Origin of the sequence: Brevundimonas sp. GCM10030266 (genome assembly GCF_042666595.1) — a bacterium.
In the GTDB taxonomy this organism is placed as follows: domain Bacteria; phylum Pseudomonadota; class Alphaproteobacteria; order Caulobacterales; family Caulobacteraceae; genus Brevundimonas.
This window is the reverse complement of sequence record NZ_JBHTCY010000002.1, coordinates 380,268-406,050: the sequence shown is the minus strand read 5'-3', so window position 1 is coordinate 406,050 and position 25,783 is coordinate 380,268. Positions and strand designations below refer to the sequence as shown.

The 25,783-nt window shown below is 68.2% G+C and carries 33 protein-coding genes; 13 read left to right on the top strand and 20 right to left on the bottom strand.

Translation table 11 applies throughout. From position 1 onward, the window contains the following. Nucleotides 1–5: 5 nt before the first annotated feature. Entirely contained in the window at nt 6–1,292 is a 1,287-nt protein-coding gene (locus tag ACFQQC_RS08530) for a S41 family peptidase (protein ID WP_376861596.1), read from the top strand. Here the strand turns inward: ACFQQC_RS08530 and purT are convergent. The 5 genes from purT to tkt are packed head-to-tail and all read right to left on the bottom strand — an operon-like array spanning nt 1,263 to nt 5,946. After that, nucleotides 1,263–2,459, bottom strand: a complete 1,197-nt coding sequence (purT, locus tag ACFQQC_RS08525; protein WP_376861595.1) for a formate-dependent phosphoribosylglycinamide formyltransferase — start codon at nt 2,457–2,459, stop codon at nt 1,263–1,265. The two genes, ACFQQC_RS08530 and purT, sit on opposite strands and share 30 nt — an antisense overlap. Continuing rightward, a complete protein-coding gene (locus tag ACFQQC_RS08520; protein ID WP_376861593.1) occupies nt 2,456–2,719 on the bottom strand; it encodes a hypothetical protein in 264 nt (87 codons plus the stop codon). The genes purT and ACFQQC_RS08520 overlap by 4 nt, the downstream gene beginning before the upstream one ends. Before the next feature lie 5 nt (nt 2,720–2,724). After that, nucleotides 2,725–3,552, bottom strand: coding sequence for an alpha/beta hydrolase (locus ACFQQC_RS08515; protein WP_376861591.1), 828 nt, complete (start codon nt 3,550–3,552; stop codon nt 2,725–2,727). Further along, a complete protein-coding gene (locus ACFQQC_RS08510; RefSeq protein WP_376861589.1) occupies nt 3,552–3,947 on the bottom strand; it encodes a VOC family protein in 396 nt (131 codons plus the stop codon). The genes ACFQQC_RS08515 and ACFQQC_RS08510 overlap by 1 nt, the downstream gene beginning before the upstream one ends. Before the next feature lie 4 nt (nt 3,948–3,951). After that, nucleotides 3,952–5,946, bottom strand: coding sequence for a transketolase (gene tkt / locus ACFQQC_RS08505; RefSeq protein WP_376861587.1), 1,995 nt, complete (start codon nt 5,944–5,946; stop codon nt 3,952–3,954). Nucleotides 5,947–6,042: 96 nt separating this feature from the next. Here tkt and ACFQQC_RS08500 point away from each other — a divergent pair, with 96 nt between their 5' ends. The 7 genes from ACFQQC_RS08500 to ACFQQC_RS08470 all read left to right on the top strand — a co-directional run bounded on the left by ACFQQC_RS08500 (nt 6,043) and on the right by ACFQQC_RS08470 (nt 10,765). Then, nucleotides 6,043–6,300: a hypothetical protein gene (locus ACFQQC_RS08500; protein ID WP_376861585.1), complete on the top strand. Its 258-nt coding sequence runs from the start codon at nt 6,043–6,045 to the stop codon at nt 6,298–6,300. Further along, nucleotides 6,300–6,617 carry a cell division protein ZapA gene (locus ACFQQC_RS08495; protein ID WP_376861584.1) on the top strand — a complete coding sequence of 106 codons (318 nt, stop codon included), beginning with the start codon at nt 6,300–6,302 and terminating at the stop codon, nt 6,615–6,617. Before ACFQQC_RS08500 ends, ACFQQC_RS08495 begins: the two co-directional genes overlap by 1 nt. A gap of 69 nt (nt 6,618–6,686) precedes the next feature. After that, nucleotides 6,687–7,166, top strand: a complete 480-nt coding sequence (locus ACFQQC_RS08490; RefSeq protein ID WP_376861582.1) for a MarR family winged helix-turn-helix transcriptional regulator — start codon at nt 6,687–6,689, stop codon at nt 7,164–7,166. Continuing rightward, nucleotides 7,163–8,512, top strand: coding sequence for a S41 family peptidase (locus tag ACFQQC_RS08485; RefSeq protein ID WP_376861580.1), 1,350 nt, complete (start codon nt 7,163–7,165; stop codon nt 8,510–8,512). The genes ACFQQC_RS08490 and ACFQQC_RS08485 overlap by 4 nt, the downstream gene beginning before the upstream one ends. Before the next feature lie 373 nt (nt 8,513–8,885). Then, nucleotides 8,886–9,440 carry a 5-formyltetrahydrofolate cyclo-ligase gene (locus tag ACFQQC_RS08480; protein ID WP_376861578.1) on the top strand — a complete coding sequence of 185 codons (555 nt, stop codon included), beginning with the start codon at nt 8,886–8,888 and terminating at the stop codon, nt 9,438–9,440. Nucleotides 9,441–9,443: 3 nt separating this feature from the next. Further along, nucleotides 9,444–10,265: a YmdB family metallophosphoesterase gene (locus ACFQQC_RS08475; protein ID WP_376861576.1), complete on the top strand. Its 822-nt coding sequence runs from the start codon at nt 9,444–9,446 to the stop codon at nt 10,263–10,265. A 23-nt stretch (nt 10,266–10,288) separates the two neighbouring features. Beyond that, complete coding sequence (locus tag ACFQQC_RS08470; RefSeq protein ID WP_376861574.1) at nt 10,289–10,765, top strand: hypothetical protein; 477 nt, start codon at nt 10,289–10,291, stop codon at nt 10,763–10,765. Here the strand turns inward: ACFQQC_RS08470 and ACFQQC_RS08465 are convergent. From ACFQQC_RS08465 to purL, 3 genes are read right to left on the bottom strand one after another with little or no spacing between them, the layout of a single operon-like run. Beyond that, nucleotides 10,698–12,095, bottom strand: coding sequence for a cytochrome P450 (locus ACFQQC_RS08465; RefSeq protein WP_376861573.1), 1,398 nt, complete (start codon nt 12,093–12,095; stop codon nt 10,698–10,700). The two genes, ACFQQC_RS08470 and ACFQQC_RS08465, sit on opposite strands and share 68 nt — an antisense overlap. Before the next feature lie 51 nt (nt 12,096–12,146). Further along, complete coding sequence (locus ACFQQC_RS08460; protein WP_376861571.1) at nt 12,147–12,566, bottom strand: DUF305 domain-containing protein; 420 nt, start codon at nt 12,564–12,566, stop codon at nt 12,147–12,149. Beyond that, nucleotides 12,566–14,776 carry a phosphoribosylformylglycinamidine synthase subunit PurL gene (purL, locus tag ACFQQC_RS08455; RefSeq protein ID WP_376861569.1) on the bottom strand — a complete coding sequence of 737 codons (2,211 nt, stop codon included), beginning with the start codon at nt 14,774–14,776 and terminating at the stop codon, nt 12,566–12,568. Before purL ends, ACFQQC_RS08460 begins: the two co-directional genes overlap by 1 nt. 108 nt (nt 14,777–14,884) lie before the next feature. Here purL and ACFQQC_RS08450 point away from each other — a divergent pair, with 108 nt between their 5' ends. Continuing rightward, complete coding sequence (locus ACFQQC_RS08450; protein ID WP_376861568.1) at nt 14,885–15,085, top strand: hypothetical protein; 201 nt, start codon at nt 14,885–14,887, stop codon at nt 15,083–15,085. On the opposite strand, the gene ACFQQC_RS08445 is transcribed toward ACFQQC_RS08450, so the two are convergent. Continuing rightward, nucleotides 15,082–15,879 (bottom strand): hypothetical protein, encoded by a 798-nt coding sequence (locus ACFQQC_RS08445; protein ID WP_376861567.1) that lies wholly within the window; start codon nt 15,877–15,879, stop codon nt 15,082–15,084. The two genes, ACFQQC_RS08450 and ACFQQC_RS08445, sit on opposite strands and share 4 nt — an antisense overlap. 111 nt (nt 15,880–15,990) lie before the next feature. Here ACFQQC_RS08445 and ACFQQC_RS08440 point away from each other — a divergent pair, with 111 nt between their 5' ends. Together ACFQQC_RS08440 and ACFQQC_RS08435 are read left to right on the top strand one after the other, a co-directional pair. Further along, nucleotides 15,991–16,185, top strand: a complete 195-nt coding sequence (locus ACFQQC_RS08440) for a hypothetical protein (RefSeq protein ID WP_376861565.1) — start codon at nt 15,991–15,993, stop codon at nt 16,183–16,185. Nucleotides 16,186–16,245: 60 nt separating this feature from the next. After that, the gene (locus ACFQQC_RS08435; protein WP_376861563.1) at nt 16,246–17,286 is read left to right on the top strand and encodes an aspartyl/asparaginyl beta-hydroxylase domain-containing protein; all 1,041 of its coding nucleotides are present in this window, start codon (nt 16,246–16,248) and stop codon (nt 17,284–17,286) included. Between the two features lie 12 nt (nt 17,287–17,298). On the opposite strand, the gene purQ is transcribed toward ACFQQC_RS08435, so the two are convergent. The 7 genes from purQ to purC form a co-directional block, all read right to left on the bottom strand. Beyond that, nucleotides 17,299–17,961 carry a phosphoribosylformylglycinamidine synthase subunit PurQ gene (gene purQ, locus ACFQQC_RS08430; RefSeq protein WP_376861561.1) on the bottom strand — a complete coding sequence of 221 codons (663 nt, stop codon included), beginning with the start codon at nt 17,959–17,961 and terminating at the stop codon, nt 17,299–17,301. Between the two features lie 33 nt (nt 17,962–17,994). Further along, nucleotides 17,995–18,159 (bottom strand): hypothetical protein, encoded by a 165-nt coding sequence (locus ACFQQC_RS08425; RefSeq protein WP_376861559.1) that lies wholly within the window; start codon nt 18,157–18,159, stop codon nt 17,995–17,997. A gap of 25 nt (nt 18,160–18,184) precedes the next feature. Continuing rightward, a complete protein-coding gene (locus ACFQQC_RS08420; RefSeq protein WP_376861557.1) occupies nt 18,185–19,411 on the bottom strand; it encodes an MFS transporter in 1,227 nt (408 codons plus the stop codon). Between the two features lie 104 nt (nt 19,412–19,515). Beyond that, on the bottom strand, nt 19,516–19,995 hold the full coding sequence (locus ACFQQC_RS08415) for a YbhB/YbcL family Raf kinase inhibitor-like protein (protein ID WP_376861555.1): 480 nt from the start codon (nt 19,993–19,995) through the stop codon (nt 19,516–19,518). 69 nt (nt 19,996–20,064) lie between these two features. Then, on the bottom strand, nt 20,065–20,196 hold the full coding sequence (locus tag ACFQQC_RS08410; protein WP_376861554.1) for a hypothetical protein: 132 nt from the start codon (nt 20,194–20,196) through the stop codon (nt 20,065–20,067). Beyond that, a complete protein-coding gene (gene purS, locus ACFQQC_RS08405) occupies nt 20,193–20,429 on the bottom strand; it encodes a phosphoribosylformylglycinamidine synthase subunit PurS (RefSeq protein WP_376861552.1) in 237 nt (78 codons plus the stop codon). Before purS ends, ACFQQC_RS08410 begins: the two co-directional genes overlap by 4 nt. Further along, the gene (gene purC, locus ACFQQC_RS08400) at nt 20,429–21,187 is read right to left on the bottom strand and encodes a phosphoribosylaminoimidazolesuccinocarboxamide synthase (RefSeq protein ID WP_376861550.1); all 759 of its coding nucleotides are present in this window, start codon (nt 21,185–21,187) and stop codon (nt 20,429–20,431) included. Before purC ends, purS begins: the two co-directional genes overlap by 1 nt. A 271-nt stretch (nt 21,188–21,458) precedes the next feature. Between purC and ACFQQC_RS08395 the strand changes: the two genes are divergently transcribed. Then, nucleotides 21,459–21,782, top strand: coding sequence for a DUF1476 domain-containing protein (locus ACFQQC_RS08395; protein ID WP_376861548.1), 324 nt, complete (start codon nt 21,459–21,461; stop codon nt 21,780–21,782). Nucleotides 21,783–21,846: 64 nt separating this feature from the next. Here the strand turns inward: ACFQQC_RS08395 and purU are convergent, their stop codons facing one another. Genes purU through purB form a run of 4 tightly spaced genes read right to left on the bottom strand, consistent with a single transcriptional unit; the run spans nt 21,847 to nt 24,852 of the window. Beyond that, complete coding sequence (gene purU, locus ACFQQC_RS08390; protein WP_376861546.1) at nt 21,847–22,689, bottom strand: formyltetrahydrofolate deformylase; 843 nt, start codon at nt 22,687–22,689, stop codon at nt 21,847–21,849. Next, on the bottom strand, nt 22,686–23,135 hold the full coding sequence (locus ACFQQC_RS08385; RefSeq protein ID WP_376862105.1) for a DNA-deoxyinosine glycosylase: 450 nt from the start codon (nt 23,133–23,135) through the stop codon (nt 22,686–22,688). The genes purU and ACFQQC_RS08385 overlap by 4 nt, the downstream gene beginning before the upstream one ends. Nucleotides 23,136–23,187: 52 nt before the next feature. Beyond that, nucleotides 23,188–23,550, bottom strand: coding sequence for a hypothetical protein (locus ACFQQC_RS08380; protein ID WP_376861544.1), 363 nt, complete (start codon nt 23,548–23,550; stop codon nt 23,188–23,190). A gap of 3 nt (nt 23,551–23,553) precedes the next feature. After that, entirely contained in the window at nt 23,554–24,852 is a 1,299-nt protein-coding gene (gene purB, locus ACFQQC_RS08375; protein ID WP_376861542.1) for an adenylosuccinate lyase, read from the bottom strand. Nucleotides 24,853–24,976: 124 nt separating this feature from the next. On the opposite strand from purB, the gene ACFQQC_RS08370 reads away from it, so the two are divergent. After that, entirely contained in the window at nt 24,977–25,621 is a 645-nt protein-coding gene (locus tag ACFQQC_RS08370) for a glutathione S-transferase (RefSeq protein ID WP_376861540.1), read from the top strand. The last annotated feature ends 162 nt before the right edge of the window (nt 25,622–25,783 follow it).

Genomic DNA, 25,783 nt, shown 5'->3' with positions numbered 1-25,783 from the left:
CGGGCATGTTCAGGTTCAGCGTCCGTCCCCTCGTTGTCGCTCTCGCCCTGTCGCTGGCGGCCTGCGCCTCCATTCCCTACGCCGCTGACGACGAACTGCCGACACCGGTGCAGGTGGCGGACGGATCACCCGAGCGGGCCGCGCTGAATGGCGAGGTCTGGGACGCCGCCGTCCGCTACACCGAGCGTCTGTTCTACAAGCGGGACCTGGGCGGAGTGCCCTTCGCCGAGCAGGCGGCGGAGCGCCGGCCCGAGGCTGTGGCTTCGCCGGACGCGGATCAGTTCTACGCCCGTCTGACCGAACTGCTCGACCTGCTGGACGACGATCACACCCACGTCCTCAGTCCTGTCGAGCGCGAGATGGTCCGCGCCCGCGAACAGGGCCGGTCCCGCGCCGGCTTCGGTTTCATGCTCACGGCGCGCGGGGATGACCGCTTCGTTTCCCTCGTTCGCCCCGGCACCCCGGCCGCGGAGGCCGGCATACTGCCGGGCTGGAAGGTCGAAACGGTCAACGGCTTCCCGGTGATAGTGGCTCCGGCCCCCGTGGTCGGCCGTACGGACCGGATCGTCTTCGTGGACGAGGCCGGCGAACGGCGCACCCTCGACATGACCGCCGTCCTGATCGAGCCACGCCCGCGCTTCGAAACCCGGACACTGGACGGCGGCGTCGCCTACATCCGCTTCGATGACTTCGACAAGACCCGCTATGATGCGTTTGTCGCCGAGATGGAGCGACTGGCCGAGGCGCCGCCGCCCGGTCTGATCCTCGACCTGCGCACCAACGGCGGCGGGCGGCTGGACCTGTCAGGCCTGACGGCGTCCTGGTTCTTCGATGACCGGCAGGACTTCACCATTCTGGAAGGCCGCTTCATCGACAAGCGGCTCCACGTCGATTCCGCGCCCCGGCCCTATCTCGGCCCCGTCGCGATCGTGACCGGACCCGGCTCTGCCAGCGCCGCGGAACTGGTGGCGGGCGTGCTGCAGGAAAAGGGCAGGGTGGTCGTGGTCGGCGGGACGACGCGCGGGGCGGTGACCGGCACGCGCGCCATCAACCTGCCGGACGGCGGCCTGCTGCGGGTGGGCATGATCGTGATGACCACCCCGGCCCGCCGCTCGCTGGAGAAGGTCGGCGTCACGCCGGACATTCCCGTGGATGACGACTGGCTGGCCGTGCGCAACGGGCGTGATCCCCAGCTGGAGCGGGCGCTGGAGGTGGTTCAGGAACGCGCCGCCGCGCTCGCGGACGCGCGGGCGATCGAAGCCTCAGCCGGCGACGGGACGGACCTTTCCTGACGCCTCGCGGGCGCGTTCGCGGGCCTGATCAGTGTCCGCGCCCCGCGCCAGGGCCACGCCCATGCGGCGGCGCTCGAAGCTTTCGGGCTTGCCGAACAGGCGCAGGTCAGCGGTCGGCACAGACAGGGCCTCGGCCACGCCCTCGAAGGCGATGCCGGCAGCTTCGATCCCCCCATAGATGACCGCGCTGGCGCCCGGCTCGCGTTGGCTGACATCCACCGGCAGGCCCAGGATGGCCCGGGCGTGCAGGGCGAACTCGCTCATCGTCTGGGTCGCCAGGGTCACCAGTCCGGTGTCGTGCGGGCGCGGGCTGACTTCCGAGAACCAGACCTGATCGCCCTTCACGAACAGCTCGACGCCGAACACGCCCAGACCGCCCAGCGCCGCCGTGACCTTGCCGGCGATGTCCTGCGCCGAGGCCAGCGCCGCCGCCGTCATCGCCTGCGGCTGCCAGCTCTCGACATAGTCGCCCTTCACCTGCCGGTGGCCGATGGGGGCGCAGAAGTCGGTGCGGATCGAGCCGTCCGCCGCCTTGGAGCGCACGGTCAGCAGGGTGATCTCGAAATCAAAGTCGATCCGGCCCTCGACGATCACCGTCGCCGTCTCGACGCGTCCGCCGGACTGGGCGTAGGCCCAGGCGTTGGCGGAGTCCTCGATGGCCTCGATCATCGACTGGCCCTTGCCCGAGGACGACATCACCGGCTTCACGAAGACCGGCAGGCCGATCTCGTGCGCGGCGGCGGCCAATTCCTCGGCCGAGGTGGCGAAGGCGTAGGGGCTGGTCGGCAGGCCCAGTTCCTCGGCGGCCAGACGGCGGATGCCCTCGCGGTTCATGGTCAGGACGGTCGCGCGGGCGGTCGGGATCACAGTCGCCATCCCGGCCTCCTCGATCCGCGCCAGCACATCCGTGGCGATGGCCTCGATCTCCGGCACGATGATGTGCGGGGCCTCGGCCATGATCACGCCGTTCAGCACCTGCGGGTCGGTCATCGGAATGACGTGGCTGCGGTGCGCCACCTGCATGGCCGGCGCGTTCGGATAGCGGTCCACCGCGATCACCTCGGCGCCCAGCCGCTGCAGTTCGATCGCGACCTCCTTGCCGAGCTCGCCCGAGCCCAGAAGCATCACGCGAATGGCGGAGTCGGAAAGCGGGGTGCCGAGTTTCATTCTACCGTCCTTGTGAAATGCTCGAGATTGCGACGAATAAAGTCCTCGAGCCCGGCCGCTTTCGCCCTGCCAAATAGAGCCTTTTTGTGAGCTTCCCACGCATCCGGCGCGAGAAACAGCGCATTCGGGACGCCGTGGAATATGTTGGCCAAGTCGCGAGCACGGGGAAGATTCGCATCCTCCAGCGCCCGGATTTCAAGCAGCGCGACCTCGGTCATCTTCAACCATATGCGCTGCTCGCGGCTGAGCTCGAAGTCCACGGCGCTCAGTCCTGCGAAGGCGGCAGGGCGTACAGCCGCCGGAAGGCGTCCAGCGCGGCGCCGTGATAGATGGTGGCGTGGCTCTCGGTCGGGCGCGGCTCATAGGTCCAGCTCACGCCCGGCATGGCGAAGTCGCGCAGATTGCCGACCAGCACATCCATCGCCGCCTGCATCTCCCCGCCCTCGTCGCCGAGGGTCAGGATCAGGGTGCGCGGGTCATTGGAGTGATCGCGCAGGTGCGCCCCCGCCTGCCGCGCCAGCTGTCCGCCGTCCCACCACAGGCTTGGGCTGACGGCGACATAGGCGTCGAACATCTGCGGCTCTTTCAGGAAGGTCTCCACCACGAACAGCCCCGCCAGCGACTCGCCCATCAGGGCCGTCTCGCCATTGGTGCGATAGCGCGCCTCCACGAAGGGCAGGACCTCGTCGTTCAGGAACTGGCGGAAGCGGATCGACTGCCCCTGCGTCGGATAGCGGGCGATCAGTTCCGCATCCTCGGTTGGCAGGGCCAGCTCATTGCGGCGGTCCACCGAGGCGACGCCGACCACGATCACATCGCGCGTCGTGCCGACGATGGTCCCCAGCTGGGCGAGGCCCGAGATGTGATGGAAGTCCTGCGCCTGTCCGCCGTCCAGCAGGTACAGCACCGGATAGGTCTGGTCCGACTCCGCATAGCCGGGCGGCAGCCAGACATTGATCTCCCGCGTCGCTCCGTATGTCGCGGAGGGCAGGGCGTACGACTGGCCGATCACAATGGGTGTTGGCTCGACGGTCTGCGCCGCTGCCGGAACAGCGAAGGCCAAGGCGGCGACAGCGGCGACGATACGCAACATCAGGCGGTCTCTCCGGCAGGCTGGATCAGATCCCAGGCATTGCCATACAGGTCCTCGAACACCGCCACCACGCCATAGGGTTCATGCCTTGGCGCTTCGCGGAAGGTCACCCCCGCCGCTGTCCACGCCGCATGATCCCGCGCGAAGTCGTCGGTCTCGAGGAACAGCCAGACCCGTCCGCCGGCCTGATCGCCGATGCGGGCGACCTGCTCCGGCGTCGTCGCCTTGGCCAGCAGCAGGGCGGTGTCCCCGCCCTTCGGCGTCACCGTCACCCACCGCTTGCCGCCGCCCATATCGGTGTTGGTGTTCAGGCCGAAACCCAGCTTTCCGACATAGAAGGCGATGGCCTCGTCATAGTCACGGACCAGCAGGCTGACGGCGCCGAGGCGGCTCATCGGATCAGAGCCGCGCCTTGACCGCGTCCACCACAGCCTCGGTGGTGATGCCGAACTTCTCGTACAGCACTTCCGCCGGGGCCGAGGCGCCGAAGCCGGTCATGCCGACGAAGCCGCCGTCCTCGCCGATGAAACGCTCCCAGCCCTGCTGGATCGCGGCCTCGACGGCGACACGCACGGTGCCGCGGCCGATGACGCTGTCCTGATAGGCCTTGGGCTGCTGGAAGAAGAGCTCGAAGCAGGGGACCGAGACCACGCGGGTCGGGATGTTGTTGGCCTCCAGACGGTCAGCCGCTTCCAGCGCCAGCGGAACCTCGGTGCCGGTTGCGAACAGGGTGGCCTTGGCCTCGCCCTTGGCGGCGCGCAGCTCATAGGCGCCCTTGGCCGTCAGGTTCTCCGACGCCGCGACGGTGCGGACGGCGGCGGTCTTCTGGCGCGACAGGCACAGGGCCGACGGGGCGGTCTTCGTCTGCAGCGCGACCTTCCAGGCCTCCATCGCCTCGACGGTGTCGGCCGGGCGGAAGACCAGCAGGTTCGGAATGGCGCGCAGGGCGGCCAGATGCTCGACCGGCTGGTGGGTCGGGCCGTCCTCGCCCAGACCGATGGAGTCGTGGGTCAGCACGTGCACAGCCCGCACGCCCATCAGGGCGCCGAGACGGATCGCCGGGCGGCTGTAGTCCGAGAAGACCATGAAGGTGCCGCCGTACGGGATCACCCCGCCGTGCAGCGCCAGACCGTTCATCGCGGCGGCCATGCCGAACTCGCGGATGCCGTAGTTGATGTAGCGGCCTTCATAGGTCGGGGCGTCGAGGATCGGGGTGTCCTTGACGAAGGTGTTGTTCGAACCGGTCAGGTCGGCCGAGCCGCCGATCAGTTCCGGCACGGCGGCGAACAGTTCGTCCAGCGCGGCGCCCGAGGACTGGCGGGTGGCCTGGGCCGGCTTGGTCTCGACCAGTTCGGCGATCTTGGCGTCCAGCTTGGCGAAGGCGCCGTCCGGCAGCTCGCCCTTCATCGCGCGGGTGAAGTCTGCGGCCTGCGCCGAATCCTTCAGGCGGGCTTCCCACGCCTTGCGGTCCTTGGCGCCCTTGCGGCCGACCTTGCGCCAGGCCGACAACACGTTCTCCGGCATCTCGAACGGCTCGTGATCCCAGGCCAGACCCAGACGGGTCGCCGCGATCTCGGCCGCGCCCAGCGCCGCGCCGTGGGTCTTGTGGCTGCCTTCCATGGTGGCGGCGCCCTTGCCGATCTTGGTCTTGCAGGCGATCAGCGTCGGCTTGTCCTGCTTGGTCGCCCAGGCGAGGGCCGACTTCACGGCCTTCATGTCGTGACCGTCGACCGCCTTCACGGCCCAGCCGGCGGCCTTGAAGCGCGCCTTCTGGTCGGTGACGTCCGACAGCGAGACCTTGCCGTCGATGGTGATGTCGTTGTCGTCCCACAGGACGGTCAGCTTGTTCAGTTGCAGACGGCCCGCCAGCGCGATGGCCTCCTGCGACACGCCTTCCATCAGGCAGCCGTCACCCGCAACGACCCAGGTCCGGTGATCCACAAGATCAGCGCCGTACTTCGCCGCCAGGTGACGCTCCGCCAGCGCGAAGCCGACCGAGGTGGCCAGGCCCTGACCCAGCGGGCCGGTGGTCACTTCAACGCCCGGCATGTGGCCGTACTCGGGGTGGCCCGCCGTCTTCGATCCCCACTGACGGAAGTTCGACAGCTCTTCCTTGGTCGCGGCCTTGTAGCCGGTCAGGTGCAGCAGCGCGTAGATCAGCATCGAGCCGTGGCCCGCCGACAGGATGAAGCGGTCACGGTCGGCCCAATCGGGGCGGCTCGCGTCGAACTTCAGGAATTTGGAGAACAGGACCGTGGCCACGTCCGCCATGCCCATCGGCATGCCGGGGTGGCCGCTCTTCGCCTTTTCTACGCCATCCATGGCCAGTACGCGGATCGCGTCCGCCATCTGCTTCGGGGTGGCTTTGGCGGATACGGCTTTGGCGTCGGTCACTGTGGAGACCTTTCGTCGGAGGCGGAAAAAGCGAGGCGCGCCGCTTTACCCCGACGCGCGCGCGGGTTCTATACGGATTCTGGAGGTTCTGACCGGATGGATGCTGCAACGGCCGCAAAGGATCGTGTCGACAGGGCGTTGGCCCTGCTGGAACGTCGCCTGCTCGACCTGAAGAGCCGCGCCGCGAGCAACAGCCGCGTGCCGGACGACGACCTGTTCGCGCCCCAGCCGTCCAGCGAGACCGATCGCGCCCGCATCCATGAGCTGGAAGCCGCCGGTCGCGACGCCGCGGAGGCCCTGTCCCGCGCCGCGGAGGCGATTCGCGACACCCTCGCCGAGCAGGAGGGGCGCTGATGGCCACGGTGACGGTCGAGATCAACGGTCGCCCCTACGCCGTCGGCTGCGCCGATGGGCAGGAAGAGCGTGTGCGCGCCCTGGCCGGCCAGTTCGACGGCCACGTCCGTCAGGTGGCGGGCGAGGTGGGTCACGTCGGCGACCTGCGCCTGTTCCTGATGGCCGGCCTGCTTCTGGCCGACGAACTGCACGAGGCCCGCACCAACGGCGGGACGGCCGCCGCGCCGGAAGCGCCGGCGGCGCCCTCCACGGACGGCGTGGCGGAAGCCCTCAACGCCGTCGCCGCCCGTCTCGAGAAGATCGCCCAAGGACTCTGATCCTTGGTCCACGAAACCTTTCGCCTTTGTCATTTGAAGGGATGTAACAGCGCTTATACATTTCGGGGCATGACCTACTCGCAGCGCACGCACGGCGTCCTTCTTCGCCGGCTTATTGATCATCTCGACGGCGCCGTGGAGCAGTCCTACGTCGACGCCGGTCTCGACTACCGGCCCCGCTTCACCCCGATCCTGCGAGCCCTGCTGAACGACGGGCCAGCCAGCATCCGCACCCTCTCGGCCCGCACCGGCGTCACCCATTCCGCCGTCAGCCAGACGGTCAGCCAGATGGCGGCGCGGAACTGGGTCTCGCTCGAAGCGGGCAAGGACGCCCGTGAGCGGATCGTGGCCCTGACGGATTTCGCCCACGCCCGGCTGCCGACGCTTCAGCGCTGCTGGGCGGCCACGGCCGCAGCCTCTGACGTCCTCGACGCGGACATCGGCCAGCCGCTCGCTGACGTGCTCAGCCGCGCGCTCGAGGCGCTCGAGCAGACGTCCTTCCGCGATCGCCTCGCTGCCGCCGCCACCCTTTCCGGAGACAACCGATGATCCGCCTTGGCCTTGCCCTGTCCGTCTGCGCCGTCGCCTTGGCGGTCGCGACCCCGTCCTTCGCCCAGCGCGCCGCCCCCGTCGCCGTGGCCCGGGCCGCCACGGCGCCGATGACCGCCGCCGAGCGCAGCGCCGCCGTCGCCGCGATCATCACGGCGGTCGAGACCCGCTACGTCTTCCCGGAGCGCGTCGCCGCTATCCGGGATCACCTGAACGCGGGACTGGCCTCCGGTCGCTATGACACGACCGACCGGGGCGTCTTCGCCGAACGGCTGACCGCCGACCTGCGCGAGTCCAGCGATGACCGGCACATGTATCTGAACAACGACCCGGCCCAGTATGCGGCGGCGATCACCTCCGACGGCGAGGTCTTCGACAACCCCGAACTTCAGGCCATCTGGGCCGCCGCCGCGCGGCGCAGCAACAACGGCCTGACCGAGATGCGCATCCTGCCGGGCAATGTCCGCTACCTGCGCCTCAGCCAGTTCCACTGGGTCGATGATCGCACCGGCCAGGCCTATGACGACGCCATGCGCTTCCTGCGCGACGGGGATGCGGTGATCATCGACCTGCGCGGCAATGGCGGCGGCAGCCATGCGGCGGTTCGCTATCTGCTCAGCCATTTCATCAAATCCGATACCCTCGACATCACCTTCCTTGAGACGGGGGAGGAGCCGGTCCAGTCGCGCACCCTCGACCACCTTCCGGCGGGACGGATGATCGGCAAGCCGCTCTATGTCCTGATCAGCCGCCAGGTCGGCTCGGCCGCCGAGGCCTTCGCCTATGACGTCCAGCAGTTCCGGCTGGGAACCCTGGTCGGCGGGACCACGGGCGGGGCGGCCAACAACAACACCTTCGTCCCCATCGCGCCGGGCTTCATGCTCAGCGTCTCCTATGGTCGTCCGGTGCATCCGGTCTCGGGGACGAACTGGGAAGGCGTCGGTGTGGCGCCGGATGTCGAGGTTGATTCCCTGACCGCGCTCGACGCCGCCGCCGCCCTGGCGCTCAAGGGGCTGCTGGCACAGGCGGATGCCGATCCGGTCGATCGCGCGGGCTGGGAATGGGCGCTGGCCGGCGTCGAGGCCCGGCTCAACCCGGTCGAAATCCCGCCGGAGCAGTTGGAGCCTCTGGCCGGAACCTATGGCGGTCGCACCATCCTGTTCCTGAATGGTGGTCTGGTCTGGCGACTGGGCGGCGCCCAGGACTTCCCGCTGCGCCCCATGACCCGCGACGGCCTGTTCTCGGTCGAGGGCACGGACAACCGCATGCGCGCCCGCCTGACCGGGGATGCGCTCGAGGTGTTCCGCATTGAGGAGCCCGCGCCCAGCCGCTTCCCGCGAGACTGAAACCGCTGCGATGCGGCGCCATTGTTCCGCCCCCGGGGAACGACTATCTTGGTCCCCGGCGGGTCATGCTGTGGCTCACGTCGAAGGCAACATATCCTCGCGGCCTTAATTCACTCGAAGGGATCTGCCCCTGTCCGACCTCGTGGGGTTGGGCACGCGGAGCCCACCTGGCTACCCAGGCTCGAGAGGATTCAAACCGTCCTTCACGGCTCTCACGGCGCCGCCACCCTTTCTCTCTTTTGTGCGCTAACGCTCGGCTCGCGGAGCCTCGCTGCTTGAGCGCGGGCGCATTCCTCCCCCTTGGGGGAGGGGGACCATCCGAAGCCGCAGGCGAAGGATGGTGGAGGGGCGCCGGATACGGTACGCCCGGTTCATGATCGACAAGAGCCAGCTTCGGTCGGACATGCGCGCCCGCCGCAAGCGGCTGGCCGGCCTCGACCCGCAGGCCGCCGAACGCGCCGCGTCCCATGTCAGCGACCTCCCGCCCGGCGATCCGGTCGCCGTCTATCGCGCCATCGGTTCGGAACTCGACGCCGACGCCCTGACCCTCGCCCTGATCGACCAGGGCCGCAGCCTTTGTCTGCCGGTGGTGATCCAGCCCGACGCCGCCATGATCTTCCGCCGCTGGGCGCCCGGCGAACCGCTGGAGCTGGATCAGGCGGGCGTGCCCGCGCCCCTGTCCTTGGCCGAGGCTGTAATCCCGCAACTCATCCTCACGCCCCTGCTGGCTTTCGACGCCCACGGCGGACGGCTGGGGCAGGGGGGCGGCTACTATGATCGGACCTTCGCCGCCCTCCCGGACGCCATCCGCATCGGCTTCGCCTATACCGGACAGCAGGCCGAGGACCTGCCGGTCGAGGGGCACGACATACGTCTGCATGGCGTTCTGACCGAGGTCGGCTATACCGCCGCCCGAAAGGTATTTTGAAATATGCGTCTCGCCTTCTTCGGTGATGTGATCGGCAAGTCCGGTCGTGATGGTCTGTCCGACCACCTGCCCGCGCTCAAGCGCGACCTGAAGCTCGACTTCGTGGTGGTCAACGCCGAGAACGCCGCGGGCGGTTTCGGGATCACCGAGCACACGGCCAAGGAACTGTTCATGGCCGGCGCGGACTGCCTGACGCTGGGCAATCACAGCTGGGACCAGCGTGAGGCCCTGACCTATATCGTGCGCGAGCCGCGGCTGATCCGCCCGCTCAACTATCCGCGCCTGATGGATGCGCCGGGCGCCGGCGCCAATCTGTTCGAGACCCATTCGGGGCGGACGGTTCTGGTCATGAACGTGCTGGGCCGCGTGCACATGGACCCGATGGATGACCCCTTCAGCGCGGTCGAGAAGGAACTGGCCGCCTGTCCGCTGGGGCTGGCCGCCGACGCCATCATCGTCGACATGCACGCCGAAGCCACCTCCGAGAAGATGGCCATGGGCCATTTCTGCGATGGTCGCGCCTCGCTGGTCGTCGGCACCCACACCCATGTCCCGACCGCTGACAGCCAGATCCTGCCCGGCGGCACCGCCTACCAGACCGACGCCGGCGGCTGCTGCGACTATGACTCGGTCATCGGCAACGAGAAGGAAGAGCCCCTGCGGCGCTTCACCACCCGCCTGTCCGGCGGCCGCTACAGCCCGGCGCACGGCCCGGCGACCATCTGCGGTGTCTATGTCGAGACCGACGACAAGACCGGCCTGGCCACGCGCGTCGAGCCGATCCGCGTCGGCGGCCGTCTCAGCCAGGCGATCCCGGTCGTATGAAGCCAGGGCAGCGGTTTGCCGTCGTGGCGATCTTCGCCACGCTCGGCCCCGCCGCAGGTTCAGCTTCGCTCGTGATCGCCGGAGTGATTTGGAACATCATCTCCCGCTTCGGTGGTCAGGGGATCGGCGAGGTGTTCGCGACCTTGGCAGGGGCCCTGCTCGTCTTTGTCTTCTCGCTGATCATCGCCTATCCGGCGGCGGTTGTGTCGGCGACCGTGACCGGCGTTGTGATGGCCGGCCTCGCCGGCCGCGTCGGCGACCTGCGTCTCTGGCTGGCGTTAGGCACAACAGTCGGCGCGGTGAGCGCTTTCTGCCTCACCGGATGGCCATTCTATCAGAGCCTGATGCAGCACGATGAGAGTGTTGGGCTCATGAAGGCCGGCGCCGGCGCTTTCGCCGGTTGCGTCTCGGCGGCGGTGTCATGGCCTGTCGTCAGGGAACGGCGGGCTCGCTCCGCGCCCTCAATCTCAGAAGCAAAGGGCGACTGGCCCGCAGGGTGATCTGGTGCACCGGCCGCGGCTCGTCGCGCGTCACAGGCTCGACCTGCGCCGCCTTCAGGATGACCGCCAGGGCGATCATCGCCTCCTGCATGGCGAAGGCGGCCCCGATGCAGACGCGCGGTCCGGCGCTGAACGGCAGATAGGCATAACGGTCTACATCCTTGCGGTTCTCCGGCAGGAAACGTTCGGGCCGGAAGGCGTCGGGCTCCTCCCACAACAGCCGGTGCCGTTGCAGCACCCAGGGCGAGATGATCACCGTCGCGCCCGCGCGGATCTTCTGGCCGCCGATCTCGTCGTCGCCCAGCGCCCGTCGCGCCATGGTCGGCGCCGGCGGGAACAGCCGCATGGTCTCCTCCAGCACCGCCCGGGTCCAGGGAAGGCTCGCGGTCCAGTCCGGCCGGCTCACGTCGAACACATCCGCCTCGGCCTGCAGCCGCGCCATCACATCCGGCTGCCGCGACAGCAGATGCAGGGCCCAGCCCAGAGCCCTCGCCGTGGTCTCGTGCCCGGCGAGGATGAAGGTCAGGATGTTGGCGGCGACTTCCTCGTCGCTCAGCCCTGCGCCGTCCTCGGCCTCATCCCGCGCGTTCAGCAGGGCGGTCAGCAGGTCGTCCGGCGCCGTCTCTCCCGCCTCGATCCGGTGACGCCGCGCGGCCACCAGCGCCGTGACCCGCTGCTCGAAGAACCGCGCCGAACGCAGGCTGGCCAGTCGCCCCAGCCTTGGCGCCCAGTCCGGAGCGCCCAGCACATCCAGAGGATCGATCCGCGCGCCGTTGGCCAGAAACTGGTTCAGCGCCCGTTCGAAGCCCCGGGCCTCGCCGCCCAGCTCGTCCGAGAACATGGTCGCCGACAGGATGTCGAAGGTCAGGCCGGACATCTCGCTGTCGACATCCACCACCCTGGCGCGGGCGGCCAGTGACCAGCCTGTCACACGCGCCTCACACACCTCGGCCATTCGGGCGGCGCTCTTCACAGTGCGGGCCGGGGTGAACAGGGGCGCCAGGATGCGCCGCGCCCGCCGCCACTGGTCGCCCTCGGTCAGCAGCAGCCCCTCGGCCAGCATGGGCCCCAGCACCCGGCGTTGCAGTTCGCCCTTCTCATAGTTGGCGGCGTTCTCGGTCAGGACATGACGCACGCCCGTCGGATGGCTGACGACCAGCATCTCGCCAAAGGCGCTGTGGCCATAGACCTGCGGTTCATTGAAATGCCGCTCGGCCCAGATGCGCAGCGGATCGCGCCAGCTGACCCACAGGAAGGGCAGCAGCGACAGCGGCCGCCCCGTGCGACGGGGCGGGATGCGCGGGCGGAAGGTGGGAGAACCGTCGGCCATATGGGAAGCCTGCGCCCGCTATGCGGCGACGGAAAGGCGGAATATCGCCGGTTACCGGCCCGCCGGCTTCCAGACCTGCATCTCCGCGATCTCGCGGGTCTGGGCGTCCTTGACCCCCTGCGCCATGCGGCGAACCTCGGGATCGGTCGAGCGGGCCAGCGCCACATCGGCCATGGCCACGGCGCCGCGGTGGTGCTCGATCATCTTGGCGATATAGGCCTCGTCGATCGTCTCGCCCGAGGCTGTGGCCATCCCGGCGTGCATGGCCGCTTCCGACGCCGCGAAGGCGCGGTCGCCGGGCGTGGGGCCGGACGCCGGCGCATGGGCCGAATGATCGACCTCCGCCGTCTCCGGCGTCGCCGCCGAGTGATTGGCCGCCGCCGTGTCGCGCAGGGCCTGCTGCACCGGATCGCCGCCGCCCTCGCAGGCGGCCAGCATCATCAGAAGCGTCAGGCCCAGCGCGGCGCGCATCAGCCGTTCATCCAGGTCGGCATCCAGCTTTCGTGCATCTCGCGCAGGTGCGCCAGCGGCAGGCGGAACAGCTCGCCCTTCGGACCCGACGACGCGAAGTCCGCGCCCTTCACCTCGCCGACGACCGAGGCGTGCAGCCCGGCTTCGTGGGCCTGCGCGATCAGGGCGTTGGCGTCGGTGACGGCCACCAGATAACGGGCCTGATCCTCGCCGAACAGGAAGGCGTGGGCGTGGGCGGCGCTCGAGGCGTTCAGCTCGACGCCAACGTCCGACGCCAGCGCGATATCCGCCGCCGCGCCCACCAGACCGCCGTCCGACAGGTCGTGCACGACCGTCAGTTCGCCGTTCTCGATCAGGCCGCGCACGAAGTCGCCGGTCTTGCGCTCCAGCTTCAGGTCCACCGGCGGCGGAGCGCCGTCCTCGCGGCCCAGCACTTCGCGCAGGTAGATGGACGAGCCCAGCTCGCCATGCGTCTCGCCGATCAGCACCAGCACATCGCCCTCGGCGGCGCCGCCGAAGCCGGTCACCACATCATAGTTGGGCAGCAGGCCGACCGCGCCGACCGTCGGGGTCGGCGGAATGGCGACGCCATTGGTCTCGTTGTAGAGGCTGACGTTCCCCGACACGACCGGGAAGTCCAGCTCGCGGCAGGCCTCGGCCATGCCGTCGATGGCGCGCACGATCTGGCCCATGATCTCGGGGCGCTGCGGGTTGCCGAAGTTCAGGTTGTCGGTGATGGCGATCGGGCGCGAGCCGACGGCGGTCAGGTTGCGCCAGGCTTCGGCCACGCACTGCTTGCCGCCTTCATAGGGATCGGCCTGCACATAGCGCGGGGTGCAGTCGCTGGTGACGGCCAGACCCTTGTCCGTGCCATGCACCCGCACCACGCCCGCGTCGGCGCCGGTGGCCGAGTCCTGCAGGGTGTCGGCCATCACGTGGCGGTCGTACTGCTCCCAGATCCAGCGCTTGGACGCCATGTCCGGGCAGGTCAGGACGTTCAGCACCGCGTCGGTCCAGCTTTCCGGAGCCGGCACGTCCTTCGGATCGAGGCGCGGCTGCAGCTCGGGCTGCACCCACGGACGGTCGTACAGGGGCGCGTCGTCGAACAGCGGGGCCAGGGGCACGTCGCAGACCAGTTCGCCGTGATGCTTCAGCACCAGACGGCCGGTGTCCGTGGTCACGCCGATGACGGCGGCGTCCAGACCCCATTTCTGGAAGATGCGGTAGCCGTCTTCCTCGCGGCCCGGCTTCAGAACCGCCAGCATCCGCTCCTGCGATTCCGACAGCATCATCTCATAGGCGGTCATGCCCTCTTCGCGCTGGGGCACGGCGTCCATGTTCAGCTCGATGCCGACGCCGCCCTTGCCGGCCATCTCGACCGACGACGAGGTCAGGCCCGCGGCGCCCATGTCCTGAATGGCGGCGACGGCGCCCGAGGCCATCAGTTCGAGGGTCGCCTCGATCAGCAGCTTCTCGGCGAACGGGTCGCCGACCTGCACGGTCGGGCGCTTGCTCTCCGACTCATCGTCGAACTCCGCCGACGACATGGTCGCGCCGTGGATGCCGTCGCGGCCGGTCTTCGATCCGAAATAGACCACCGACAGGCCCGCCGCCGGGGCGGCCGAGTAGAAGATGGCGTCCGACTTCGCCAAGCCGACGCACATGGCGTTGACCAGGATGTTGCCGTTGTAGCCGGCGTGGAAGTTCGTCTCGCCCGCCACGGTCGGCACGCCGACGCAGTTGCCGTAGCCGCCGATGCCCGAGACGACGCCCGAGACCAGACGCCTGGTCTTCTCGTGCTCTACGTCGCCGAAGCGCAGGGCGTTCAGCAGGGCCACCGGGCGCGCGCCCATGGTGAAGACGTCGCGCATGATGCCGCCCACGCCCGTCGCCGCGCCCTGATAGGGCTCGATGAAGGACGGGTGGTTGTGGCTCTCCATCTTGAAGATGCAGGCGTCGCCGTCATCGATATCGATGACCCCGGCGTTCTCGCCCGGTCCGCAGATGACCCGCGGCCCCTTGGTCGGGAATTTGCCCAGATGGATCTTCGAGGATTTGTACGAGCAGTGCTCGGACCACATCACCGAGAAGACGCCCAGTTCGACGTGGTTGGGTTCTCGACCCAGCCGGTCCAGGACGACCTGATATTCGTTCGGAGCCAGGCCGTATTCGGCGGCCAGCTCGGCCATGGTCTTTTCGGGAGCGCTCATGGCCCGGCCTTCTAGCGACAGAAGGCGGTTCTGTCAGCCTCGCAGCGCGGAACATCGACCGGTTCGGGCCATTGAATCCGGTGACGCCCGAGAAACCGAGGATCACCGATGCACAGCCGCGACCAGATCACCCCGGATCATCAGCAGATGGACCTGTCGAATGACCCGGAGGAGGCCGCCCGTCTGAAGGCCGCGGCGCCTGAACTCGCCATGGCCAGCCGCCGCCAGCGGCTGACCGGCTCGGCTGCGGGCGTGGGCAGCGTCGGCTTTGGCGAATCAGGCGTCTTCGAGATCGACGAGGACCATTAGGCGGGCTTCTCGACCGGCGGCTTCAGCCGGAAGGTCAGGAGCACCGCGCCCACCAGCGTCACGCCGGAGGCGATGACCGCGCCGACCGCCAGCGCCGGGTTGCGCTCCATCTCGGCCACGAACACCGCCAGCAGCCCCCAGGCGATCGGCAGGGCGAAGGCTGGGGTGCGCAGAACCCAGGTCACCGCCAGCGCCTTGGCCGTCACCAGCACCACGGCGATCAGCGCCCAGACCGTCGGGGCCAGAACGGTCGGCAGGTCGCCGTTCCCTGTCAGCACCGTCAGCACATTCACCGGCGCGGCGATGCCCAGCCAGCCCGCCAGCAGGGCCAGCGGCCAGACCACCATCCACCGCTCCCGCGCCATCCGGGGCAGGGCGCGGATCTCGCGGGCGTTCAGCAGCAGCGGGACCAGCAGCACCAGCAAGGCGCCGAAGATCAGGGCGATGGTGCCCATCTCCCAGTCAAAGGCCGCCGCCACGATCCACCAGCCGATGCCAAGGAAGGCGAGGGCGGACGGCCAGCCCAGCTGGTTCAGCAGCGGGCTCTCCCCCGTCGCGGGCAGCACCTGCCGCACCGCATAGATCAGCAGGCCCAGATAGATGACGCCCCAGATGGAGAAGGCGTAGCCCGCCACCTTCAGGGTCGCGTCACTGTCCGCCGCGAACTCGCCCGCCGTCTGGCCCCACCCCATCAGCATCTGCGCCTGGGCGATCACGACCGCGAAGACGGCGCACGCCAGAACCACCAGCCTGCGGGTCATCTGGGCGGAGGTCGGACGAACGATCGAGGACATGCAGGCTCCGGGGCGTTGGCGTCGTCGGTGTTACGTCCGGCGAACGGCTTTGGTTCACCGGAACCGCTGCGGTTCGAACCGGTTCATCCTGCACACCTCCGGAGAAGATCGATGGCCGAAGAGAAACCCCGTTTCGAAACCGATTTCGTGGAAACCGACCGCGCCCGCGAACAGGGCCTCGGCCTCGGCGAACGCGAGCTCAAGGCCCAGCGTGATCCGGGCGGCATCGCCACGCCCGACGTTGATGAGGACGACGAGCCGGGCGACCCGGTCGTCCGCAACATCAAGGATGATCTGCAGGGCTGATCGCCGTTTCGCGGCGGTTGCGGCTTGACGGGCGGCGTTCGACGATTTCCGATCCCCCGCATGAGTATCGCGGGCAATATTGATCAGGAGACGTTTCGTCGCCGTCTGGCCGAGGCGGAGCATCGCCTGCAGGCCAATCCCCGCGATATCGTCGCCCTGATCGCCAAGGGGGACGCGCTGCAGGGGCTGGGCGACGCGCGCGCGGCGGCGGCCTTCCATTCCAATGCGCTCAGGCTGGCGGGCGACGGGCGCGGCCTCCCGCCGGAGCTCCTCCCGCACCTTCAAAGGGCCCGCGAGGCCGTGCGGGCCCAGGCGGATCGCTTTCAGGCCCACCTCACCGAAAGCCTTGGCCGGTCCGGTTTCGACCCGGCCACCTCCAGCGACCGTTTCAGCCTGTCGCTCGACCTGATGGCGGGACGCAAGCAGCTCTACCAGCAGCAGCCCCTTTTCTACCTTCTCCCCGGACTGCCGCAGATCCAGTTCCAGCCGCGCGAGACCGTGCCCTGGCTGGCGCAGGTCGAGGCCGCCGCCGCCGAGATCCGGGCCGAACTGGAAGCCCTGCTGGCCGAGCCGGCGTTGTTCCGTCCCTATGTCGAAAAGCGCGCCGACCGGCCCAATGGCGACACCGTCGGCATGGTCGACAATCCGGACTGGAGCGCCCTCTTCCTCTGGAAGGACGGGGTCGAGCAGCCGCTGGCGGCGCGCTGCCCCCGCACGCTCGCGGCCTTGGACGGCCTGCCCCTGTGCCGGGTGCCGGGCCGCACCCCGTCGATCCTGTTCTCCAAACTGGGCGCCGGCGCGCGGATCCCTCCGCACCACGGCCTGATCAACACGCGGCTGATCTGCCACCTGCCGCTGATCGCCCCGCCGGGCAGTCGCTTCCGCGTGGGCAATGATGTGCGCGAATGGCGCGAGGGTGAGGCCTGGGCCTTCGACGACACCATTGAGCACGAGGCGCGCAACGACAGCGGTCAGGACCGCACCATCCTGATCTTCGATGTCTGGAAGCCCGAACTGACGGCCGAGGAACGCGACCTCGTGTCCGCCCTGTTCACCTCCATCGACGCCTATGGCGCCGGTGGTGACGCATGGGGCGTCTAGCGGCCGTCAGGCTCAGGCGGCGTTGTAAATGCTCTGGAACAGGGTCGCGCCGTCCGCCGAACCCAACTCGGCCTCGAAGGCCCGGTCCGGGTGGGGCATCATGCCCAGCACATTGCCGCGGGCATTCTGGATGCCGGCGATGTCGGCGACTGAGCCGTTGGGATTGTCGACGTAGCGGAAGACCACCTGGCCCTCGCCCTCGATCCGCTTCAGGGTCTCTTCGTCGGCGAAATAGTTTCCGTCGCCATTGCCCTGGGTCATCACGACCTCGCGCTGGCCCTGATAGCCCGAGGTGAAACGGGTCTGGCCGTTGGCGACGGTCAGGCTGATCGGCTTGCAGACGTATTTGAGGCCCGAGTTGCGCAGCAGGGCGCCCGGCAGCAGTCCGGCCTCGCACAGGATCTGGAAGCCGTTGCAGATGCCGACCACGGCCACGCCGTCGTCAGCCGCCTTCTTCACCGCCTGCATGATCGGAGCCTGCGCCGCCATCGCGCCGCAGCGCAGATAGTCGCCGTAGGAGAAGCCGCCCGGCAGGACGATCAGGTCCAGCCCCTTGGGCAGTTCGGTCTCGGCATGCCAGACCATCTGCACCTGTTCGCCGGTGGAGCGTTCGACGGCGACCTTGCAGTCGCGGTCACAGTTGGAACCGGGGAAGACGATGACGGCTGCGCTCATGGCGCGGGCGTTTAGCAGGGTTCGAACGAAATGTCAGTGCGCGGGATCGATTGGCCTGAAACGCGGAAAACTTTCGATCTCCAGGCGCAACGCCGTGGCCTCAAGTTTGAGGTCTTTCATCTTCACAAGCAGGTCGTCCAGGTCGGAGCGGATGGCGACCGCCAGATCGTAGATCATCTCTTCGGTGACCTCGGTCATGGATCGATGATACCCGGGATTGAGCTCAGGCTCCAGCGACCGCCCGTTTCCCATCCAACCAGGCCCAGACCCAGATCGCCAGCCCGCCCAAGGTCAGCGCCACGGCCACCCAGCCTGTAGCGGCCCAACCCAAACCCGCGGCGACCGCCGTTCCCGCGAGCAGCGGTCCCAGCGCATTGGCCGTGTTGAAGGCCGAGTGGTTCAGCGCCGCCGCCAGCGTCTGCGCCTCGCCGGCCACATCCATCAGGCGCGTCTGCAGGATCGACCCCAGCCCGCCGCCGAAGCCGATGAACAGCACGATCACCAGCATCGACCACAGGTGATGGGAGGCCAGCGGATACAGCGCCAGCGAGACGGCGCTCCAGATCAGCACCCCCGCCGCCGCCTTGAAGCCGAACCGGTCGCCGGCCCAGGCGCACAGCAGGTTGCCGGTGAACATGCCGACGCCGAACACGGCGAACACCCAGGGCAGGATGTCGGAGCCGACGTGGGTCACCTCGCGCAGCACCGAGGCCAGATAGGCGTAGACGGCGAACATGCCGCCGAAGCCGATGGCGCTGACGCCCAGGGTCAGCCAGACCTGCCGGTTCTTCAGCGCCTTCAGTTCGCGCAGGGGGCTGGCGTTCGGGTGGGGCGGGTCGCGCGGGGCGAACAGGGCGACCAGAGCCATGGTCAGGACCGCCAGTGCGCCGACGATATAGAAGGTCCATTCCCAGCCATGCGCCTGACTGACCAGATTGACCACGGGCACGCCCAGCACGGTCGCGACGGTCAGGCCCATCAGAATGGTCGACACCGCTCGCGTGCGGAACTTCAGCGGCACCGCCGAGGCCGCGACCAGCGCCGCCACCCCGAAATAGGCGCCGTGCGGCAGGCCGCTCAGGAAGCGGAAGACCAGCATGGTCTTGAAGTTCGGCGACAGGCCGCTCAGCGTATTGGCGACGGCGAACAGGCCCATCAGCCCGATCAGCAGGATCCAGCGCGGCAACCGCGCGCCGAACGCCGCCAGGATCGGCGCCCCCACGACCACGCCCGCCGCATAGGCGCTGATGGCGTGCCCGGCGGTGGGCTCATCGACGCCGAGCCCCTCCGCAAATGCGGGCAGGACGCTCATCGCCGCGAACTCGGTGATGCCGATGGCGAACCCGCCCATGCCCAGCGCGATCAGCAGCAGGGCCACCGCGCCGGGTTTCATGGATTTCGCCGGTTCGATCCCGTCGGACTCAAGCTTCGTGGCGTCGACGGGCGTCATGGGCTTACTCGGGGGAAAGAATGCTGCGCCGCAACATAGGTCGCGCCGCGCCCCCTTCAACCCGACGAATGTGATCGGCGATCACATACCGTTGCGCGCAGGCGTCACCCCTGTTCGGTGTTCTCGTAGGTGGCGGTGATCGTGGCCTTGGCCAGCGTATGGAAATGCAGGTTGAAGCCGAACACCGCGCCCGAGTTGTCCGGCGTCACGTCCAGCTTTTCCGTGTCCACGGCGAAGACGGTGAAGATGTAGCGGTGCGGGCCGTGGCCCGGAGGCGGGGCGGCGCCGCCGAAGCCCGCGGGGCCATAGTCCGTGCGGCCCTCGACCGCTCCGGCCGGCAGGTCGGCGGACGAGGCGCCGGTCTTCAGCTCGGTCACATCGGCGGGAATGTTGGCCACCGTCCAGTGCCAGAAGCCCGAGCCCGTCGGGGCGTCCGGATCATAGCAGGTGACGGCGTAGCTCTTCGTGCCCTCGGGCGCTCCCGACCATTTCAGGTGCGGCGAGGTGTTCCCCTTCGCCTGGACCTGCGCGTCCGGCAGTACGCCGCCGTCGGTGATGTCGTTGGAGGTGAGGGTGAAGGTCATGGGCGTCTCCCGCGATTGGCGCGGCAGACTTAACGCATCAGGCGCGGATCCGTCACCCGCGACGCGACGTCAGTGCGCCGCGTCCTTGGCGGCTTGCGTGAAGGCGCTGTCATCCATCAACCCGCCGGCCAGCGCGGAGGCGAACACCACGCAGCCGGCGAGGATGAACAGCACGACCAGCAGCTTGCCGATCCGCTTCAAGCGACCTCGATCCGGTAGGATTCGATTACCGTGTTGGCCAGCAGCGTCTCGCACATCTTCTTCGCCTCGATGGCGGGGTCGCCCTCGCCGGCGAAGTCGAACTCGATCAGCTTGCCGACGCGGGCGTTGGCGACGCCGCCCCAGCCCAGATTGCTCAGCGCGCCTTCAACGGCCTTGCCCTGGACGTCCAGCACGCCCGGCTTGAGGAAGACGTGAACCTTGACCTTGGCCATCAGTGCAGCCCTCCCTGAATGACCGTCGGCATGCCCTTCATGATGCCCAGGCGGCGCGCGACTTCGGTGTAGCTTTCAATGACATTGCCCAGGTCGCGGCGGAACCGGTCCTTGTCCAGCTTCTCGCCGGTGGTGGTGTCCCACAGGCGGCAGCTGTCCGGGCTGATCTCGTCGGCCAGGATGACGCGGGCGAAGTCGTTCTCCCAGACGCGGCCGAACTCGATCTTGAAGTCGACCAGCTGGATGCCGACGGCGCCGAACATGCCCGACAGATAATCGTTCACGCGCACGGTCATCGCCAGGATGTCGTCCAGCTCCTGGGTCGAGGCCCAGTTGAAGGCGGTGATGTGCTCTTCGGTCACCATCGGATCGTTGAGCTCGTCCTTCTTCAGGTAGAACTCGATGATCGACCGGGGCAGGGGCGTGCCTTCCTCGATGCCGAGGCGCTTGCTCATCGAGCCGGCCACGACGTTGCGGCACACGACTTCCAGCGGAATGATCTCGACTTCGCGGATCAGCTGCTCGCGCAGGTTCAGCCGCTTGATGAAGTGGTTCGTCACGCCGATGCCGTTCAGGCGCGACATGATGAATTCGCTGATCTGGTTGTTAATGACGCCCTTGCCCTCAAGCTGGGCCTTCTTCTCGCCGTTGAAGGCGGTGGCGTCGTCCTTGAAGTACTGGATCAGGGTGCCGGGCTCGGGTCCTTCATACAGGATCTTGGCCTTGCCCTCGTAGAGCTTCTTGCGCTTGACGTTCATGGGGTCTCGTCCAGGCGGGCCTCTCCGGAAACAAAAAACGCGCGGCCAGCGCGTAGGTCTGGTCAGCGCGATCCGGAATCGGGGAGGCGGGTAAAATCGTCGCGGCCTCCTTAGCGGAACACGCCTCACGATACAAACGCGCGGCGTTAATGACACCGAAGGCGGACAAGCCGCCGCAACCCATCGGTTCCGGTTGCGTTCGACCCGGTCGCGGCTTAGAGCAGCGCGACGCGGCCATCCTCCCGGCCGTTTGAGGAGCCTGCAGACGCCCATGACCACCTTTGACGATCGCGAAAAGGGCTACGAGGCCAAGTTCGCCCTCGATGAGGAGCAGGAGTTCAAGGCGACGGCTCGCCGGAACAAGCTGCTGGGTCTGTGGGCCGCCGAGAAGATGGGCCTGAACGACGAAAGCGCCGCCCAGTACGCCGCCGCCGTCGTCCGCGCCGATTTCGAGCAGCCGGGCGAGGAAGACGTCTTCCGCAAGGTCGCCCAGGACTTCGAAGGCTCGGGCCTGACCGTCTCGGAAGGCGAAATCCGCCGCAAGATGGACGAGCTGTCGTCGGTCGCCCGCGAGCAGATCCGCAACGGCGAGTAATCCCGGCTCATACCGGACAGAATCAGGGCCGCTCCGGTGACGGGGCGGCCCTTTTCGTTGCGCCTCAGTCGGCGAAGACCACGGTCTTGGAGCCGTTCAGCAGCACCCGGTCCTCCAGATGGTGCGCCACGGCCCGCGCCAGCACCCGCCGCTCGATGTCCCGGCCCTTGCGCACCAGATCCTCGGGCGTGTCGCGGTGGCTGATCGGCTCCACGTCCTGCTGGATGATCGGCCCCTCATCCAGGTCGGCGGTGACGTAGTGGGCGGTCGCCCCGATCACCTTCACCCCGCGCGCATGCGCCTGATGATAGGGCTTGGCGCCCTTGAAGCCCGGCAGGAAGGAGTGGTGGATGTTGATGCACCGGCCCTCCAGCCGCCCGGCCAGATCGTCCGACAGGATCTGCATGTAGCGCGCCAGAACCACCAATTCGGTGTCCGTCTCCTCGATCAGCCGCAGCAGCTCCGCCTCCTGCGCCGCCTTGTCCGCGTTGCTGACCGGCAGATGGTGGAAGGGCAGGTCGCCCAGGTCGACATGGCCGATCTGATGACGCGGGTGATTGGACACGATGCCGGTGATCGTCATCGGCAGTTCCTCGGCCCGCCAGCGATACAGCAGGTCCGCCAGACAGTGATCGAACCGCGAGGTCAGGATCATCACCCGCCGAGGCTCCGGCCCGCGCAGGGTCCAATCCATGCCGAATCGCGTCGCGACCGCGCCGAAAGCGTCGCGCAGGGCGTCGATGTCGTCCCCCTCGGCGGGCTCGAACACCACCCGCATGAAGAAGGTCTCCGTCGACGGATCGCCGAACTGCTGGGCGTCCGAGATGTTCGCGTCGCGCTGGAACAGGAAGGCCGAAACGGCGGCCACGATGCCATGCCGGTCGGGGCAGGAGAGGGTCAGGATCATGCGGTCTCGGTCGGGGAGGCGACGTAGGGCGCCAAGATGGCCCAATGTTCGGCCTTCCACGCAAGCGGTTTCGCCATCGCGGGGCTGCTGGACGGCAGAACCAGCCGCGCGATCCGCCCCTCATCCGGCCCCAGAACCCGCTCTCCCTCCTTCGCCGCCTTGCCGCCGTTGAAGGCGATGGCGCGCAGTTGGGGCAGGCTGGCGATCAGGGTCTTCAGGTCCGCATGGGTCGGCATGCGGATGGCTGTGTCCAGACTGCCGACCCGCGTCGCCTCGGCGATCACGTCCCACAGCCCGATCCCGTGCGCCCGCAACAGGTCCAGCCGCGTCTCATAGGGCTGCGCTTTCAGATCGGGGTGCCCGATCACCCCGCCGACCAGCGGCCAGAAGCCGTTGCGCGGATGGCCGTAGTACTGCCCGGCCTTCAGCGAGGCCTCGCCGGGCAGGCTGCCGAGGATCAGCAGGCGGGTGTTCGCCCCGATGATCGGCGGTAGGGAGTTACTGACGCGGGCGATAGAATTCCGATCTCCCGTTCATGGTCATCCGCACGACGCGGCCCACCGCCGGAGCCCCGTCGGGGCCATAAACACGGGTCGCGGCCGCCATGCACTCGAACCGGCTACGATACCGCAGCACCGCCTCGTTCTGGGTGAGCAACTCGCACTGCCGCATGGACCCGTCAGCGGCGACCGTGCACTGCACCGGCACGTTGGAGAAGCCGACCAGGCTGCCGATGCAACGCTCCGCCGCACCGTCGTCGACCACACGGGTCAGTTCCACCGGCGCTCGCTCGGCCCGAGGGGCTTCAGCCTGCTGAAAGCCCATGGCCAGGACAAGCATGAGGAGCGTCATGGATGTCATGGATTACTCTCCGAACACCCGGGCGAACACCGTGTCCACATGCTTGGTATGGTAGCCGAGATCGAACAGGGCCTCCAGCTGGGCTTCCGGCAGGGTGACGCGGGCGTCGGCCTTCAGGAAGTCGAGGAAGCGACCTTCGCCGCGCCACACCTTCATGGCGTTCTCCTGCACGGCGGCATAGGCGTCCTCGCGGCTCACGCCCGCCTGCGTCAGGGCCAGCATCACGCGCTGCGAGTGCACCAGTCCGCCCAGCAGGTCGATGTTCTTCTGCATGTTCTCCGGATAGATGTTCATCCGCTCGACCACGCCGGCCAGACGGTGCAGGGCGAAGTCCAGATGGATGGTCGCATCCGGGCCGATGCCGCGCTCGACCGACGAGTGGCTGATGTCCCGCTCGTGCCACAGGGCGACGTTTTCCATCGCCGGCACCACCGACGAGCGGACCAGACGGGCCAGACCCGTCAGGTTCTCGGTCAGGATCGGGTTGCGCTTGTGTGGCATGGCCGACGAACCCTTCTGGCCCTTGTCGAAGAACTCCTCGGCTTCCAGCACTTCCGTGCGCTGCAGGTGGCGCACTTCCGTCGCCAGACGCTCGATCGACGAGGCGACCACGCCCAGGGCCGCGAAGAAGGCGGCGTGGCGGTCTCGCGGGATGACCTGGGTCGAGACCGGCTCGACCTGCAGGCCCATCTTGTCGGCGACGTACTGCTCAACGGCCGGATCGACGTTGGCGAAGGTGCCCACGGCGCCCGAGATGGCGCAGGTGGCGATCTCTTCCTTGGCGGTGATCAGGCGGCGCTTCGCCCGCTGGAACTCGGCGTGATAGCCGGCCAGCTTCAGGCCGAAGGTGATCGGCTCGGCGTGGATGCCGTGGCTGCGACCGACCTGCGGGGTGAACTTGTGCTCTTTCGCGCGGGTCTCCAGCGCCGCCAGCACGCGATCCACGCCGCCGATCAGCAGGTCCGCCGAGCGGGCCAGCTGGACCGCGAAACAGGTGTCCAGCACGTCCGACGAGGTCATGCCCTGGTGCAGGAAGCGGGCTTCCTCGCCGACGATCTCGGCCACATGGGTCAGGAAGGCGATGACATCATGCTTGGTGGTGCGCTCGATCTCGTCGATCCGGTCGGCGTCGAAGACCGCATCCTTGCCCTTGGCCCAGATGGCTTCGGCGGCGTCGGTCGGAATGACCCCCAGCTCGGCCATCTTGGTGGCGGCGTGGGCCTCGATCTCGAACCAGATCTTGTACTTGGTCTCTTGCGACCAGATGGCGACGGCGTCGGGGCGGGAATAGCGCGTGATCATGGACGGGCCGTGTCGGGTGATGGGGCCTCCGAGTCAAGCGCCGCTTGTGTTTCGCGCGATCAATCTCGGTCGCATCCGGTCGCGTCCCGCCCTATGAACGGACCCGAACCGGGAGGGATTTCAAATGGAACTGATCATCGGGCCGCGCCTGTATTCGACCTGGTCCCTGCGCCCCTGGCTGGTGCTCAAGCGCTGCGGCGCGGACTTCACCACGACCGAGATCGACATCTACTCCCCCGCCGGTCAGGCCGAGCTGGCGCGCATCTCGCCCTCCCGCCTGGTTCCTCTCCTGAAGGTCGAGGGCGAGACCATCTGGGATTCCATGGCCATCTCGGTCTGGTGCGCTGAACGCTATCCCGAGGCCAGACTCTGGCCCGCCGATCCCCACGCCCGCTGGCTGGCCCGATCCGCCGCCTGCGAGATGCATGGCGGCTTCATGGCCCTGCGCACCCACTGCGGCATGGGCCCCGATCACACCATGGTCGGCCCGGACCGCTCGCCCCTGCCGACCGGGGAGGGGCTGGAGCGCGATATCCGCCGCCTCGTCTCGCTGTTCATGGAGATGCGCGCCCGGTTCGGCGCCGGCGGCCCGTATCTGTTCGGCGAATGGTCGATCTCGGACGCCTTCTTCACCCCGGTGGCGACCCGTTTCCGCCACTTCCAGGTCAACCTGGCGGACGTCGGCGATGATGGGACGGCCCAGGCCTATTGCGACGCCCTGCTGGCGCAGCCGGACTTCCTCGAGTGGTCAGAGGCGGCGTTGCGTTAACCGCACACCCGAACCCGGCCTTAAGACAACGGCGGTATTCGTGGAAACCTGAACGCAGCGAAGCGTTCGAGGTCTGTCATGTCGATGCAAGCGCCCCAGCCCGTCGCCGCCCGCCGCCCCAGCCTGCTGGTGTACGGACTGCTGATCGTGGTCGCCTGCTGT

What these genes read in the sequence shown, in the direction of transcription:
- purT (WP_376861595.1), bottom strand. Translation starts at nt 2,459, where the DNA reads ATGAAACTCGGCACCCCGCTTTCCGACTCCGCCATTCGCGTGATGCTT.
- ACFQQC_RS08485 (WP_376861580.1), top strand. Translation starts at nt 7,163, where the DNA reads ATGATCCGCCTTGGCCTTGCCCTGTCCGTCTGCGCCGTCGCCTTGGCG.
- purS (WP_376861552.1), bottom strand. Translation starts at nt 20,429, where the DNA reads ATGGCCAAGGTCAAGGTTCACGTCTTCCTCAAGCCGGGCGTGCTGGAC.
- ACFQQC_RS08510 (WP_376861589.1), bottom strand. Translation starts at nt 3,947, where the DNA reads ATGAGCCGCCTCGGCGCCGTCAGCCTGCTGGTCCGTGACTATGACGAG.
- purL (WP_376861569.1), bottom strand. Translation starts at nt 14,776, where the DNA reads ATGAGCGCTCCCGAAAAGACCATGGCCGAGCTGGCCGCCGAATACGGC.
- purB (WP_376861542.1), bottom strand. Translation starts at nt 24,852, where the DNA reads ATGATCACGCGCTATTCCCGCCCCGACGCCGTCGCCATCTGGTCGCAA.
- ACFQQC_RS08380 (WP_376861544.1), bottom strand. Translation starts at nt 23,550, where the DNA reads ATGACATCCATGACGCTCCTCATGCTTGTCCTGGCCATGGGCTTTCAG.
- ACFQQC_RS08495 (WP_376861584.1), top strand. Translation starts at nt 6,300, where the DNA reads ATGGCCACGGTGACGGTCGAGATCAACGGTCGCCCCTACGCCGTCGGC.
- ACFQQC_RS08465 (WP_376861573.1), bottom strand. Translation starts at nt 12,095, where the DNA reads ATGGCCGACGGTTCTCCCACCTTCCGCCCGCGCATCCCGCCCCGTCGC.
- ACFQQC_RS08480 (WP_376861578.1), top strand. Translation starts at nt 8,886, where the DNA reads ATGATCGACAAGAGCCAGCTTCGGTCGGACATGCGCGCCCGCCGCAAG.
- purU (WP_376861546.1), bottom strand. Translation starts at nt 22,689, where the DNA reads ATGATCCTGACCCTCTCCTGCCCCGACCGGCATGGCATCGTGGCCGCC.
- ACFQQC_RS08475 (WP_376861576.1), top strand. Translation starts at nt 9,444, where the DNA reads ATGCGTCTCGCCTTCTTCGGTGATGTGATCGGCAAGTCCGGTCGTGAT.
- purQ (WP_376861561.1), bottom strand. Translation starts at nt 17,961, where the DNA reads ATGAGCGCAGCCGTCATCGTCTTCCCCGGTTCCAACTGTGACCGCGAC.
- ACFQQC_RS08415 (WP_376861555.1), bottom strand. Translation starts at nt 19,995, where the DNA reads ATGACCTTCACCCTCACCTCCAACGACATCACCGACGGCGGCGTACTG.
- ACFQQC_RS08395 (WP_376861548.1), top strand. Translation starts at nt 21,459, where the DNA reads ATGACCACCTTTGACGATCGCGAAAAGGGCTACGAGGCCAAGTTCGCC.
- ACFQQC_RS08370 (WP_376861540.1), top strand. Translation starts at nt 24,977, where the DNA reads ATGGAACTGATCATCGGGCCGCGCCTGTATTCGACCTGGTCCCTGCGC.
- ACFQQC_RS08460 (WP_376861571.1), bottom strand. Translation starts at nt 12,566, where the DNA reads ATGCGCGCCGCGCTGGGCCTGACGCTTCTGATGATGCTGGCCGCCTGC.
- ACFQQC_RS08450 (WP_376861568.1), top strand. Translation starts at nt 14,885, where the DNA reads ATGCACAGCCGCGACCAGATCACCCCGGATCATCAGCAGATGGACCTG.
- ACFQQC_RS08445 (WP_376861567.1), bottom strand. Translation starts at nt 15,879, where the DNA reads ATGTCCTCGATCGTTCGTCCGACCTCCGCCCAGATGACCCGCAGGCTG.
- ACFQQC_RS08515 (WP_376861591.1), bottom strand. Translation starts at nt 3,552, where the DNA reads ATGTTGCGTATCGTCGCCGCTGTCGCCGCCTTGGCCTTCGCTGTTCCG.
- ACFQQC_RS08500 (WP_376861585.1), top strand. Translation starts at nt 6,043, where the DNA reads ATGGATGCTGCAACGGCCGCAAAGGATCGTGTCGACAGGGCGTTGGCC.
- ACFQQC_RS08440 (WP_376861565.1), top strand. Translation starts at nt 15,991, where the DNA reads ATGGCCGAAGAGAAACCCCGTTTCGAAACCGATTTCGTGGAAACCGAC.
- ACFQQC_RS08530 (WP_376861596.1), top strand. Translation starts at nt 6, where the DNA reads ATGTTCAGGTTCAGCGTCCGTCCCCTCGTTGTCGCTCTCGCCCTGTCG.
- purC (WP_376861550.1), bottom strand. Translation starts at nt 21,187, where the DNA reads ATGAACGTCAAGCGCAAGAAGCTCTACGAGGGCAAGGCCAAGATCCTG.
- ACFQQC_RS08435 (WP_376861563.1), top strand. Translation starts at nt 16,246, where the DNA reads ATGAGTATCGCGGGCAATATTGATCAGGAGACGTTTCGTCGCCGTCTG.
- ACFQQC_RS08425 (WP_376861559.1), bottom strand. Translation starts at nt 18,159, where the DNA reads ATGACCGAGGTCACCGAAGAGATGATCTACGATCTGGCGGTCGCCATC.
- ACFQQC_RS08490 (WP_376861582.1), top strand. Translation starts at nt 6,687, where the DNA reads ATGACCTACTCGCAGCGCACGCACGGCGTCCTTCTTCGCCGGCTTATT.
- ACFQQC_RS08420 (WP_376861557.1), bottom strand. Translation starts at nt 19,411, where the DNA reads ATGACGCCCGTCGACGCCACGAAGCTTGAGTCCGACGGGATCGAACCG.